Origin of the sequence: Methylophaga sp. (genome assembly GCF_048266885.1) — a bacterium.
GTDB lineage: Bacteria > Pseudomonadota > Gammaproteobacteria > Nitrosococcales > Methylophagaceae > Methylophaga.
The window spans coordinates 54050-67734 of the sequence record NZ_JBLWYR010000010.1 but is presented as its reverse complement, the minus strand read 5'-3'; the positions used below and the strand labels follow the sequence as shown (position 1 = coordinate 67734).

Below are 13685 nucleotides of genomic sequence, written 5' to 3'. Positions count from 1 at the left end.
TTTTAGAGGTAACGATGAACGATCAACAGACTCAGAGACACTCTGCTGGTTCATTAGCCTACCATTGTCTACTAACCATCATATGTAACCAAACGGCTTCGTTACGCAATTGAGCATCATTGCCAAACGGCAGTTCGGGATTGGTGTAATCCACTTTTTTACGGAAATCGTATTCAATACCGCTGTAAAAGGTCCATTCTTTGTTGAGCTGGTAACTGCCACCAAAGGTTAGATGGTGGTCAAAGATCCCAGCAACTGCCGGATTGATATGCTCATCCGGAATTGGGTTTTTGCCGTAGTTATAGCCGGCATACAAGGTCGTTTTATCGTTATAACGATAGGCCAAGCCGGTAGCAATCACTATTTGATTATCCCAGTTCATGGTAGAAGTACTATTAATATCGGGTAATGCAGGATTACTTGGATTACTGGCACTCAACACACTGTCTTTCATCGCATCTGACCAGTTTATCCAGTTTACTTTCAGTGATAACAATAACTTATCATTCATCTGGTAGGCAGCACCCACCCCAATTTCCTCGGGTAAAGCCAATCCTTTTAACGTGACATCGTCGTATTTCACTATGCCCAAACCGGCACCGGTCATATTGAGTTTTAATTGCCCATCGGTCAATGGCAGCTCAGTCTTTCCAGTATACGTCGCAGCTAACGTGAGTTTGGGGGTTGCCTGATATTGGATGCCCAATTTAAAACTGGTGCGTAGACTGCTGGCATCTTCAATTTCAATACCTGAGAATGTCGGCGGCACGGATGTATCGGCAAAAATCTTTTGCTCGGCCTGCGCATAAACCAGACCAAAACTGCCACCGACCGACCACTTGTCACTAACTTTACAACCTAAACCCGCCGTGAGTTTGCCCACGGCAAATAAGCCAGAGTACTCGTCCTCCGTGCCAAAAGCCGTATTCATATCTTCAAACACCCCACCCGAACCACCTTGGGCAAAAAGACCCAGCCCAGCAGTACACGGCGTATTTTGCAGATTTTGTGCATAGCCCATGCCGCCCAAACCGGTGTAAAGATTACTGGCATGCCTATCATTACCAAATTGATCTTCATGGGACAAATCGGTAATTCGTAATAAGGAGCCGTACAGGTCAAAGCGTTTATTTTGGATTTGCGTCAGCCCAGCCGGATTGGTGTTCAGTGCACTGGTGTCGCGTGCAACTGCAATATCCGCTCCCGCCATTAACGTTGATTCAGCACCAAAGCCAATCAGGTTTATACCGTTAGTGGCATGGCTAGCACCAGCAAAAAGCCCTAAAGAACATATTATTATTTTTTTCATTCGCCGCTCTTAATGAGTGCTCTTTCAATCATCCTTGTAGAGCGCTTGATAAACCAGAACCTCATCTTGAACGTTCCGAACACACAACCAAATAGCGGCAGAAAAGACCGTGTCTTTAATACTTACGAAAAGTATTAGTTAGTCCTGAGAATTCAGAAATCTAACTTTCTGTTTGAGAACCATTTTTAACGGGTAAATCACATCATTCAATATTCTGGATCTGTTCTCGCATCTGTTCTATTAATACTTTTAGATCAACTGAATTACGTGTGGTGTCAGTATCGATCGATTTGGAGCCCAAGGTATTGGCTTCCCGGTTAAGCTCTTGCATAAGAAAGTCGAGCCTGCGGCCTACTGGCTCATCACGTTGCAGCACTCGTTTGACTTCATCGACATGACTTTGCAAACGATCCAACTCTTCGGCGACATCACTTTTCTGGGCGATTAATACAATTTCTTGTTCAAGCCGCTCAGGTTCCAAAGTAATTTCAAGCTCGGCAGCTTTTTGTGCCAGACGTTGGCGTTGTTGTTCTAAAATCTCTGGCATACGTTGTTTTACTGCTTCTGCGATTTGTAAAATCTCCTCACAACGTTGCAAAATCATTTCCGCCAGCGCTTGCCCTTCTCGCTCTCTGCCGCTGATAAAATCTGCCAAGACCATTTCAAGAGCTTCTACAGATTGTTGTTTCAATGTTGCTAAATCAACTTGTTCAGTATCGGCTACACCCGGCCATTGCAATAATCGTAGCGGATCAATCGGCAAAGTCTGATTGGCCATTTGGGTTAATTGTTCACAAGCGCTGATAACCGATTGAGCAAGGTTTTCGTTAATATGCAAAGCCGTTTGTTGCTGTGAAGGATGATAGCGCAAGCTAGCTTCAATCTTTCCACGCGCCATTCGTTCGGCAAACATTTTGCGGATATCCATTTCTAAAGGACGAAATGTTTCTTCTAGCCGCAATGCGAGTTCTAAATAGCGATGATTAACCGATCGGACTTCCCAGATCAGCGTACCAAATTCAGTTACTTGCTCATGGCGGGCAAAGGCGGTCATGCTTCGTATCACGGTGGTTGTCCTATAGCTATTGAGCGCCTATGGTAACGAAAACTGAACGTAAAAAGCACGCGAGAGTTGGGTGGCATCAGTATAATCATCGTATTTTTCGTAAAGGATAAAGCAGATGCGTCCAAGTGGCCGACAACCCGATCAACTCCGTGAGATCACCATTACCCGCAATTACACAAAACATGCGGAAGGCTCCGTTTTGGTCGAGTTTGGTGACACTAAAGTATTGTGCACAGCTTCTGTAGAAGAACGTATTCCACCTTTTTTGCGTGGCATGGGCGAAGGCTGGATTACGGCTGAATATGGCATGTTGCCTCGCTCTACCGGTACCCGTATGCAGCGTGAATCTGCCCGTGGTAAACAAGGCGGTCGCACTATGGAAATCCAGCGTTTAATTGGTCGTTCATTACGTGCTGCCATCGATTTAAAAGCGCTAGGTGAGCGCACTATTACTATTGATTGCGATGTAATTCAGGCTGACGGTGGAACGCGTACGGCGTCAATTACCGGAGCGTTTGTAGCATTACATGATGCGGTTGATTTTTTAATTAAAAAACGCAAAATCAAAAAAAGCCCATTACATGGCCAAGTCGCTTCTGTTTCAGTGGGTATTCATAACGGTACAGCGGTACTGGATTTGGATTACGCAGAAGACTCTACTGCTGAAACGGATATGAATGTTGTCATGAATGATGCCGGGGCTTATATTGAGTTACAGGGCACAGCGGAAGGCCATGCGTTTCGTGCCGATGAATTGCAATCCATGTTGGATCTAGCGGCTAAGGGGATTGAACAGCTGATGATTAAACAACGCGAAGCTTTGGCAAACTAATGTCACAAATTGTTCTGGCCAGCGGCAATATTGGCAAACTGCGTGAGTTATCGCAGATCCTTAGCCCATTAGGATTGAAGCTGATTGCCCAATCCGATTTGAACGTTGCTGAGGCCGAAGAAACCGGCCTCAGTTTCGTTGAAAATGCCATTATCAAAGCTCGTAATGCCGCTTTAGTGACTGGTTTACCGGCCATTGCCGATGATTCTGGTATTGAAGTTGATGCATTGCATGGTGCTCCTGGTATTTATTCATCGCGCTATGCCGGACCCGATGCATCCGATACCGATAATATTCACGCCTTACTTAACGCCATGAAAGATGTGCCGGAGAATGAACGAACGGCCCGTTTTCAATGTGTAGTGGTATTTATGCGTCATGCCGAAGATCCTACCCCACTGATTTGTCAGGGAAGTTGGCAGGGACAAATTTTGCAATCCCCCAGTGGTGATGAAGGTTTTGGTTATGATCCAGTTTTCTGGGTGACCGAAACAGATTGCACCGCGGCCGAGCTTTCTCCTGAACAGAAGCATGCGATTAGTCATCGTGGTAAAGCTATGCGACAGTTCATGGAAGAATTTAAATATACCCGCCACCAACCTTAAGAGTTAGCTGGTGTTAAAACTCTACTCAATTCGCGAGCCATTCAGCCTTGCAGACTAAAATCATTCAGGCTGATGCTGCCAGATTCAACTTTACGGCTCTACCGCCACTCAGCCTATATATCCATGTGCCATGGTGTGTGCGCAAATGCCCGTATTGCGACTTTAATTCACATCAGGCCGGTGATGAGATCCCTGAAAAGACCTATATCGATGCATTGATTAAAGATCTCGAACAGGATCTTCCATTGGTCTGGGGACGAACGATTCAAACCATCTTTATCGGTGGTGGTACTCCAAGTCTGTTCAGTGCAGAAGGATATGACCGTCTATTTTCCGCTTTGCGAGCACTATTGCCTATCCGCGCCGATGCCGAGATTACGCTGGAAGCCAATCCTGGTACCTTTGAAGCCGCCAAGTTCATTGACTATCGTGCTGTAGGCATTAATCGTTTATCGATTGGCATTCAAAGCTTTAATGGCGATTCATTAACCGCCTTAGGGCGGATTCATGATGGCAAACAGGCGATTCGCGCTGCAGAGATCGCCCATCAGGCGGGGTTTGATAATTTCAATCTGGATCTGATGTTTGGTTTACCCAAACAAACAGCAGAGCTCGCCAAAAAAGATGTGCAAACAGCCATCGCACTTGAACCGACGCATATTTCCTATTATCAGCTGACCATTGAACCCAATACGTTTTTTCATCAATCCCCACCACAATTACCTGATGATGAGCCGATATATGACTGGCAGATTACTAATCAACAACGGCTTGCTGAAGCTGGCTATCTGCAATATGAAGTCTCAGCGTATGCCAAAAAAGGCTGTCAGAGCCGCCACAATCTCAACTACTGGCAGTTTGGAGATTATTTGGGTATTGGCGCGGGCGCACATGGAAAATTAACCAGTGCCGCTACACAGTCAATCGAACGGCTCGTTAAGCAAAAACAGCCACAAGCTTATTTGGAAAGGGTCAACAGCCCTCAGCGTATTCTGAAACAAGAACAGGTTGGCATCAACGAAATCGGGTTTGAGTTTATGCTTAACGCGCTTCGCCTGACCGAGGGATTTGCCACACCGTTATTTATGCAACATTGCGGTGTGCCATTGGCAACGATAAAAAACCAACTTGCAGAAGCTGAAGAACGTGGGCTGATTGATTATTCGGTCGAGTGGATTCGCCCTACAGAATTAGGCCAACGTTATTTAAACAGTTTGATTGAACTATTTCTGCCGGAATAATAAGCTGTGGCAGGTCTTTGAGGGAGTTATTATCATGTTAAAACGCTATCTTATTGCTGCCAGTATAACGTTGATTGTGGCGACGCCATTACAAGCCGATGTGTTATCAATCTCTGAACCAACCTATAACACCCCTAATTCAGCGTCAGGAGTGTTGCGTCCAACACGAGGCATGACGATGCAGCAGGTAGAACAGAAATTTGGCAAAGCAGAACAACAATACGCCCCTAAAGGCACCCCAGCCATTACACGCTGGCAATATTCAAAGTTTGATGTGTACTTTGAAAATCAGCTGGTCATCCACTCAGTGGTGCATCGCCAAGCTGAAAAGTAGTAAAAATCTTATTCTTCGCCTAGAAAACGGCGCTTTGCCCATGCTGGTAATGTGCCTACTCTGGCGTGATTTAACGAGTCCATTTCAATCACAATCAATATCAGCACGCTGACCAACGTCGGTAAAAAGCTCAGACCACCAACCAAGGCGAAAGCTGCTTCTTTCATTAATCCCAGATAGGTGTAACTTAGCCAACCCAGAACAGCCACAGTCACTACTACCGATAACACTATGGCAAAGAAAAAGCTCCAGCGACGAGCAATCTGCCAATGGATATAAACAAATTCACTGTCTTCCCGTTTAATTCGGCTGGAACGAATAAACGTATATCCCATAAACGAAAAAGACAATAGCGGCACCAACACGATAAACTCAAAATAGCTCCTGCCCGTTGCAGCAATCGCTGTAAACAACAGGATGTGGTTAGCAATCAGGTTCGTTAGAAAGATATCGTGCGGCGTTCTTGCCGCCGCTCTTTCCTTATCCTCTGGTGCCGTCATTTCAGTCATATTATCTGGCCAAGTTGTTGATGATCGCCTCGCGTACTGAATCCAATGTAGCATCAACTGTAATGACGGGTGAACTACTTTGCTTGATGGCAATGTCCGGGTCTTTCAGACCGTGACCTGTCAACGTACAAACAACTGTACTTCCTTCAGGAATCTTACCTGTTTGAATGTCTCGCAAGGCTCCAGCGACTGATGCTGCGGAAGCCGGTTCGCAGAAAATACCTTCTTTTTCGGCTAGTAACTTCTGGGCAGCTAATATTTCGTCATCCGAGCACTCATCAAACCAACCCTGAGATTCTTCTTTAACTTTCCAGGCCATATCCCAACTTTGTGGATGACCAATGCGAATAGCAGTAGCAACAGTTTCAGGATCATCAACCATGGCTCCACGCATAAACGGCGCACTACCCGCTGCTTGATAACCCACCATTTTCGGGCGATTACCAACAATGGCTCCACCCGCATATTTACAATGACCATTACAATAAGCACAGGCTTCGGTGACATGATCACCGCTGGCTGATGAATATTCACAATAGCCAATCCAGTGGGCGGTGATATTACCGGCGTTACCCACAGGCAAACAGTGATAATCAGGAGCACGTCCCAGTTCTTCAATAATCTCAAACGCTGCAGTTTTCTGGCCTTGCAGACGGTATGGATTTATCGAGTTAACGATAGTTACCGGTGCATGCTCTGCAACATCTTTAACTAATTGCATGCCTTCATCAAAGTTACCTTTGATTTGGATAACAACGGCATTATGCATCATAGCCTGAGCTAATTTTCCCTGAGCAATTTTGCCATCCGGAATAATAACAAAAGCAGTAATACCAGCACGTGCCGCATAGGCAGCGGCAGCAGCTGAAGTGTTACCAGTTGAAGCACAAATAATAGCTTTACTGCCTTCTTCAACGGCTTTGGTTACTGCCATGGTCATGCCACGGTCTTTGAATGATCCAGTTGGATTCAAACCTTCATATTTGATGTAAATATCAACATCTTTGCCGATCAGTTTAGGAATGTTGTTGAGCTTCAACAGTGGCGTATTACCTTCACCGAGGCTTATCAAACGTGTGTCATCATTAACCGGCAAACGGTCACGATAGCGTTCAATCAAGCCAGTGTAACGTGGACGAAATGACATAAATGTTTCCTCTTTAATTCTTTAACGGGCGTTTTTATCAGCCCAGCGATTCCATGCGGATGCGCATGATCGCGTGTTTGACAGTATCCAATGCTTCGATTTGAGCAATCGCTTCATCCATATTTTTTTCAACTACCGGTTGCGTCAGCATAATGATAGGCACTGTGCCCTCTTCTTCTTCCGGTTGTTTTTGCAAGATCGCTTCAATATTGATGTCTTGCTCACTGAAAATACGGGTAATGTCAGCCAACACGCCCGGTTTATCTTCTGTGTTGATCCGCAAATAATAAGAGGTGATGACCTCAGACATTGGCAAAATTGGCGTGTCTTTTAGCGAATCAGGTTGGAAAGCCAGATGGGGAACACGGTTTTCTGGATCCGTGGTCAGCGCACGAACAATATCAACGATATCCGCAACAACCGCTGAAGCAGTGGGCTCAGCACCAGCGCCAGCACCATAATATAATGTCGGGCCAACCGCATCGCCTTTCACCACTACAGCGTTCATAACGCCATTAACATTGGCAATCAGCCTACGTTTTGGAATTAAGGTCGGATGTACACGCAGCTCAACACCTTGTGCTGTTTTCTTAGCAATGCCCAGATGTTTGATGTGATAACCAAGTTCTTCGGCATATTGCACATCTTCCTGGGAAATTTTGCTAATACCTTCGGTGTAGGCTTTATAAAACTGTAACGGAATACCAAATGCAATTGACGCCATAATGGTCAATTTGTGCGCCGCATCAATACCTTCCACGTCAAATGTTGGATCGGCTTCGGCATAACCTAACGCTTGGGCTTCAGCCAGTACATCGGCAAAATTACGGCCTTTGTCACGCATCTCAGTCAGGATAAAGTTGCCAGTCCCATTAATAATGCCCGCCAGCCACTCAATACGATTAGCAGCCAGACCTTCACGAATAGCTTTAATAATAGGTATACCACCAGCAACGGCTGCTTCAAAAGCAATGGTGACGCCTTTTTCCTGCGCTTTGGCAAACAGTTCATTGCCATGCATCGCAATCAACGCTTTGTTGGCGGTCACCACATGCTTGCCATTTTCAATCGCCTGCATGACTAAATCACGGGCGATACCCGTGCCACCAATCAATTCAACAACAATCTGGATTTCAGGGTCGTTCACCACTGAAAATGCATCATCGGTTAAATCAATGCCAGTTAAGTCACAGGTTTTAGGTGCGTCCAGATTTTTATCCGCTGCGCGCGCAATTTCAATACCACGGCCAGCGCGACGGCTAATTTCTTTTGAATTTCGCTTTAAAACACTGACAGTACCACTACCAACAGTGCCTAAGCCAAGAATACCAATTTTGACTGATTGCACTTTTTGCCCCCTACCCTTTTTTCATCATGTCACGGATACCACGGATTGCTTGCCGGGTACGGTGCTGATTTTCAATCAGTCCGAAACGAACATATTCGTCGCCGTATTCACCAAAACCAATGCCTGGTGATACCGCGACTCTAGCGTCTTTAAGCAATTTTTTACTGAATTCTAACGAGCCCATTTCACGGAACTGCTCTGGAATCTTGGCCCAAACAAACATCGTTGCTTTTGGTTTCTCAACAGGCCAACCAATCGCATTCAACCCGTCACACAACACGTCACGACGCTGTTTATAGGTTTCGACGATTTCCGCTACACATTCCTGTGGACCTTCCAGTGCGGTGATTGCGGCCACCTGAATCGGCGTAAACATGCCGTAATCCAGATAAGACTTCATGCGTGCCAACGCCGCAACTAATGTCGGATTGCCTGACATAAAGCCTACGCGCCAGCCGGGCATATTGTAGGTTTTGGATAAGGTATAAAACTCAACCGCAACGTCTTTTGCACCAGGGATCTGCAAAATGGATGGCGCTTTATAGCCATCAAAAGTGATTTCACCATAGGCCAAATCATGAATAACCCAAATCTGATGCTCTTTAGCAAAATCAACAACCCGTTGGAAGAAATCCAGATCCACGCATTGTGTAGTGGGATTGCCAGGGAAATTCAATACCAGCATTTTCGGTTTAGGCCAAGAATCTTTAACCGACTTTTCCAATTCGGCAAAAAAGTCGACGTCCGGCATTAATGGCACATGGCGAATATCCGCACCAGCAATAACAAAACCATACGGATGAATCGGATAAGCTGGATTAGGTACTAAAACCGCATCGCCTGGCCCAACGGTTGCCATGGCTAAATGCGCCAAACCTTCTTTAGAACCAATCGTGACGATAGTTTCTGAATCAGGATCAAGGGTCACATCGTATTTACGCTGATACCAGTCGCAAATCGCTTTACGCAAACGTGGAATACCTCTAGAAACAGAGTATCGGTGGGTATCGGGTCTTTGTGCCGCTTCGACTAATTTTTCCACAATGTGCGCGGGTGCCGGTTTATCCGGATTCCCCATGCCAAAGTCGATAATATCTTCGCCGCGCGCACGCGCTTTTGCCTTCAAATCATTTACAATGTTGAAAACGTATGGCGGAAGACGTTTGATTCTAGGAAATTCGTCGTTCAACTGAGCACCTACTATTAGCTAAAACGGTTGGCAAACCAAGCAAAATAACTGAAAATCATTCACACTTCAAATTGATTTAATACAGTGGATTAATATGAGTCAACAAGACCAATTGTACACGACGATCATTAATGATCTCCAAAAGGGCAAACTGGTACTACCTACACTCCCTGAGGTTGCCCTCAAGGTTCGTGAAGTTGCCAACAATCCGGATGTCAGTGCGGCACAACTTGCTGACGTTATTACGACTGATGCCGCTTTATCAGCTCGCCTGATAAAAGTCGCGAACAGTCCTCTCTATAGAGGCCGAGTTGAAGTCGAATCTGTACAGACAGCGGTCTCCCGCCTCGGCATTCCGATGGTTCGTAATCTAGTCACCAGTCTGGTGATGGAACAAATGTTCCGACCTACCAACAAACGGCTTGAAAAACGCATGCGCGATTTATGGCAACACAGTATTGAGGTTGCCGCAGCAAGTCAGGTCATTGCTTCTAAACAGCCTAATATTGCCAATGATGAAGCGATGCTTGCTGGCCTATTGCATCAAATTGGCGCTCTGCCAATTTTAATGAAAGCCGCAGATATGCCGGAACTTCTTGAAGACAGCCGCCGATTAGATATTTTAATCGACAACCTGTATCCGAAAATCGGTGAAGCGATTCTTAAAAGTTGGGACTTCCCGGAAAACCTTATTACTGTCGCAGCTGAACATGCCAACTTAAATCGCAACAGCCAAAATGGCCCCGATTTAACCGATGTGGTTCAAGTTGCCAATTTACAAAGTTATTTCAATACCAATAAAGCGCTGGATCCAAATACCCGAGATAAGGTTATGGCATTCCGTAAATTGGGAATTGATACGGGTATCAGTGTTGTCGAGCTGGATGAAAACAGTGAGGAATATGCCGCAGCATTAGCGTTATTTCAAAATATGTAGTTTCTGAAATAAATGTACTTGAAGGAAAAGCCAGTTGTATTGAACAACTGGCTTTTTTGCATTTTCACGAACTGTATTTAATCGATTTTATGAATTACGTTTAAGCACGTTATCAAGACTCCAAACACCGCCACCAGCGACAAACAAATATAAAAAGATAAAGCTGAACAAAGCGGCTAATTCACCATTATTTAATAAAGGCCAAAATCCTTGGGGAGCGTGAGCGATAAAATACGCTACCGCCATCTGGCCCGATAGAATAAAGGCTACCGGCCTAGTGAACAAACCAATAAGGATTAAAAAACCACCGACAAGCTCAAGCACGCCGGCCACACCAGACAGGGTAAACAAATCAAACTCATTACGCTGTGGGGCAGGATAACCCAATAATTTTTGACCACCATGTTGCATAAACATAAAGGCTGTGACGATGCGTAGGATACTCAACACACGTGGCTGCCACGATATAAAAAAGTTTTCCATTTATCTCTCCTTGTTAACTGACTTCTTTGGTCAATATTTGATTGCAAACGATTATTTTATTAATTGAAAACGTTACAATCTTGCGAATCGTTCTTAATAAAGAACTCAAGGGATGTTATCAGTAAAACAACCAAAATACCTAGCCAACCGGACACCTCCTCACTTCATCAATTAGCAGGATCAGGATCGTTTTTCATTATTGATTAATACGGTTAAGAGTTTCATTGTCGCTTTCTCATCCAAACTGAGATATTTACCCCGATAGCGTTTGAACTGACGGCGGAAATAATCCAGGGTGCGCCCACTTTCATACTGCAGTATGACTTGGGGATGGATGTAATTACTACGACACACGGCTGGCGTATTTCCTAGCCTTTCAGCCACGTTTTTCACTGCCTCGACAATATTACTTTTGCTGAGTTTTTCATTTTCAGCCGGTCCCAATTTATCCAGGGCTACGGCCATCAACACTGTTCCTGCCCAAGTACGAAAATCCTTGGCACTGAAGTCCTCCCCCATTACATCAGAGATGTACTGGTTCAAATCCTGTGCAGTGAGGTGTTTACGGCTTTTATCCGGCAACGTGATATCAAACAATTCATAACCGGACATATTTTCCAGCGCTATCAGCACCTCACGCACTTGTTCATCATTCACTGTGCGAAATTGCTGCTGATGACTCTTGCCCACATATTCGAATTCGACACGATCATCTTTGATGGTCATATGTTTAGCTCGTAACGTTGTCAGGCCGTAAGTGTGGTTTTGCCGAGTATAGCTGGCACTGCCGGGACGGAAAAAAGCATCATCTAACATGCGTGTCATACAGGCGAGAACGGTCGTTTGATCTATTGGTCTTCGTTGAATATGTTGGCCGGTCACCCGTCGCATGGTTTCCAATTGTTCGGCAAAACGTAATATGCGGGTGAATTTCTGCTCGCTACCCGTTTCGACCCAATGCGGATTATAGATATATTGCTTACGACCTTGTTTATCCCGCCCGGTCACCAACACTTTGGCATCTCGATCCTGTTGAATTTCAACTTCCAGCCATGCCGGCGGAATGGCTAGACTTTTTATCCAGCGTTTTAAGGCCGCATTTTTAACGGTTTTGCCATTGGCATAAAGATAGGTAAAGCTTTTACCGTGAGGTTTTCTATAAATGATCGGATTGCTCATGATGGTTTAACGTCCGGAAAACTAAATCCAGCGCTATCATGTCATGAGAATAAGGTCTTTGACTTTAATGCAGATTATCTCTGCCTATCCATTGGCCGATCAACTATTGGGCCACCAGCACTTCAGATTTATAAAAGGCGCTCGCATCAACTGCCAGTGCGTTAATCAGTTTGGGCAGTAATTGGTTCATGGTGTCGATTAATTGCCAGGGCGGATTAATAACGATCATGCCGGAAGAGGTCATACCACGCTCATCCGAATCAGCTGTAATCGCTAACTCAAAGCGTTGAATATTTTTAATGCCACTCTTGATGAACTGCTTTTCCATTCGTACAATTCGGCTGCGCTCCACTACGGGATACCAAATTGCATAAGTACCGGTAGGGAATTTTGCATGCGCTTTTTCGACGGTCTGAAACACTAAATCGTAATCTGATTTGATTTCATAAGATGGATCAATCAACACCAGCCCACGTCTTGATACAGGTGGTAATAACGACAACAGGCCTTTTAAACCATCTTCACGCATGACTCTGGCCCGCTTAACCTTCTGGGTATTTTGTAATAACAAGCTCGCATCTTCTGGATGTAACTCATACAACCACGCCCTATCCTGACGTCGCATACAATGCAGAGCAATGAACGGAGAACCAGGATAATACTCCAGCGTTTTGCCTGAGTTAACGGCATCAATCACAGCAAAATAAGCTGTCAGTTCAGGCCAGTCAGAACGCGTTAATTTAGCAATACCATTTTGATATTCCTGCAGTTTTTCCGCATGAGCTGAAGCCAGATGGTAAAGCCCCGCACCTGCATGGGTGTCTATGTAATCAAAGGCTTTATCTTTTTTAACAAGGTGCTGCAAAATCTCAATCAGCACGATATGTTTAAGCACATCGGCAAAATTGCCGGCATGAAATGAATGGCGGTAGCTTAACAAGATAAATCCTGGTTACATTTGGAGGGATTGATAATAAGTAGCAGCAAATTACGCCTACTTAGCTGATTTGGCAAAACAAACTTTGAGCGACGGGTAAAGTCGTCGTTAACCCAATTTACAGAACAGGATTGGTTTACTCTGAAGTGCCTCGATCTGATGGATGATTAATACCATCATTCACTCTTACGTCACCCAAATCAAAAGGATTCACACCATCCAGACAGGCCAGATTAAAGCCATAAAGTTCAGGATTCGCTCTGGTTTGATGATGCGTATAAATCCCACAAATTGAACAAAAATAATGTTTCGCCGTCATGGTATTGAACTGATAAAGCGTAAGCTTATCGGCTCCTTTGGTGATTTGCAGGCTAGAAAGCGGAACATAAGCCGCAATGGCGCCCTTTCTTCGGCACATAGAACAATCACAGCGACGAGGATCTTTTATACCGTTTGGCAAATGCACGACAAATTCAACCTCACCACAATGGCAACAGCCTTTGTGGTGTGGCTGAATTTGAGTTTTTCCTATTTTAGTGATCATTGCATTGCTGGTTATTGTTTAATGT

General features: G+C 44.9%; 15 protein-coding genes. 5 read left to right on the top strand and 10 right to left on the bottom strand.

The genetic code is table 11. The features are described 5' to 3' along the window. Positions 1-58: 58 nt before the first annotated feature. Together ACN0V2_RS06685 and ACN0V2_RS06680 are read right to left on the bottom strand one after the other, a co-directional pair. Positions 59-1309, bottom strand: coding sequence for an OmpP1/FadL family transporter (locus tag ACN0V2_RS06685; protein ID WP_417550023.1), 1251 nt, complete (start codon positions 1307-1309; stop codon positions 59-61). Positions 1310-1511: 202 nt separating this feature from the next. Next, positions 1512-2375 (bottom strand): YicC/YloC family endoribonuclease, encoded by an 864-nt coding sequence (locus ACN0V2_RS06680; protein ID WP_417550022.1) that lies wholly within the window; start codon positions 2373-2375, stop codon positions 1512-1514. Between the two features lie 115 nt (positions 2376-2490). Here ACN0V2_RS06680 and rph point away from each other — a divergent pair, with 115 nt between their 5' ends. The 4 genes from rph to ACN0V2_RS06660 are packed head-to-tail and all read left to right on the top strand — an operon-like array spanning position 2491 to position 5387. Then, entirely contained in the window at positions 2491-3207 is a 717-nt protein-coding gene (rph, locus tag ACN0V2_RS06675; RefSeq protein WP_417550021.1) for a ribonuclease PH, read from the top strand. Then, positions 3207-3812: an RdgB/HAM1 family non-canonical purine NTP pyrophosphatase gene (rdgB, locus tag ACN0V2_RS06670; protein ID WP_417550020.1), complete on the top strand. Its 606-nt coding sequence runs from the start codon at positions 3207-3209 to the stop codon at positions 3810-3812. Before rph ends, rdgB begins: the two co-directional genes overlap by 1 nt. A 47-nt stretch (positions 3813-3859) precedes the next feature. Continuing rightward, positions 3860-5053 carry a radical SAM family heme chaperone HemW gene (gene hemW / locus ACN0V2_RS06665; RefSeq protein WP_417550019.1) on the top strand — a complete coding sequence of 398 codons (1194 nt, stop codon included), beginning with the start codon at positions 3860-3862 and terminating at the stop codon, positions 5051-5053. A gap of 34 nt (positions 5054-5087) precedes the next feature. Next, the gene (locus ACN0V2_RS06660; protein ID WP_417550018.1) at positions 5088-5387 is read left to right on the top strand and encodes a hypothetical protein; all 300 of its coding nucleotides are present in this window, start codon (positions 5088-5090) and stop codon (positions 5385-5387) included. A gap of 8 nt (positions 5388-5395) precedes the next feature. Here ACN0V2_RS06660 and ACN0V2_RS06655 read toward each other — a convergent pair whose 3' ends face one another. From ACN0V2_RS06655 to alaC, 4 genes are read right to left on the bottom strand one after another with little or no spacing between them, the layout of a single operon-like run. Beyond that, positions 5396-5896, bottom strand: a complete 501-nt coding sequence (locus ACN0V2_RS06655) for a hypothetical protein (RefSeq protein ID WP_417550017.1) — start codon at positions 5894-5896, stop codon at positions 5396-5398. Position 5897: 1 nt separating this feature from the next. Continuing rightward, positions 5898-7043: a threonine synthase gene (gene thrC, locus ACN0V2_RS06650; protein WP_417550016.1), complete on the bottom strand. Its 1146-nt coding sequence runs from the start codon at positions 7041-7043 to the stop codon at positions 5898-5900. 37 nt (positions 7044-7080) lie between these two features. Then, positions 7081-8391, bottom strand: coding sequence for a homoserine dehydrogenase (locus ACN0V2_RS06645; protein ID WP_417550015.1), 1311 nt, complete (start codon positions 8389-8391; stop codon positions 7081-7083). Between the two features lie 10 nt (positions 8392-8401). Further along, the gene (alaC, locus tag ACN0V2_RS06640; RefSeq protein ID WP_417550014.1) at positions 8402-9580 is read right to left on the bottom strand and encodes an alanine transaminase; all 1179 of its coding nucleotides are present in this window, start codon (positions 9578-9580) and stop codon (positions 8402-8404) included. Between the two features lie 94 nt (positions 9581-9674). Between alaC and ACN0V2_RS06635 the strand changes: the two genes are divergently transcribed. Beyond that, positions 9675-10517: an HDOD domain-containing protein gene (locus tag ACN0V2_RS06635; protein WP_417550013.1), complete on the top strand. Its 843-nt coding sequence runs from the start codon at positions 9675-9677 to the stop codon at positions 10515-10517. 87 nt (positions 10518-10604) lie between these two features. Here ACN0V2_RS06635 and ACN0V2_RS06630 read toward each other — a convergent pair whose 3' ends face one another. From ACN0V2_RS06630 to ACN0V2_RS06615, 4 genes are all read right to left on the bottom strand, one after another. Then, positions 10605-11000 (bottom strand): DoxX family protein, encoded by a 396-nt coding sequence (locus ACN0V2_RS06630; RefSeq protein ID WP_417550012.1) that lies wholly within the window; start codon positions 10998-11000, stop codon positions 10605-10607. Between the two features lie 180 nt (positions 11001-11180). Next, positions 11181-12179: a DNA topoisomerase IB gene (locus ACN0V2_RS06625; RefSeq protein ID WP_417550011.1), complete on the bottom strand. Its 999-nt coding sequence runs from the start codon at positions 12177-12179 to the stop codon at positions 11181-11183. A gap of 103 nt (positions 12180-12282) precedes the next feature. After that, on the bottom strand, positions 12283-13119 hold the full coding sequence (locus tag ACN0V2_RS06620; RefSeq protein WP_417550010.1) for a 23S rRNA (adenine(2030)-N(6))-methyltransferase RlmJ: 837 nt from the start codon (positions 13117-13119) through the stop codon (positions 12283-12285). A 133-nt stretch (positions 13120-13252) separates the two neighbouring features. After that, entirely contained in the window at positions 13253-13660 is a 408-nt protein-coding gene (locus ACN0V2_RS06615) for a GFA family protein (RefSeq protein WP_417550009.1), read from the bottom strand. Positions 13661-13685 lie beyond the last annotated feature (25 nt).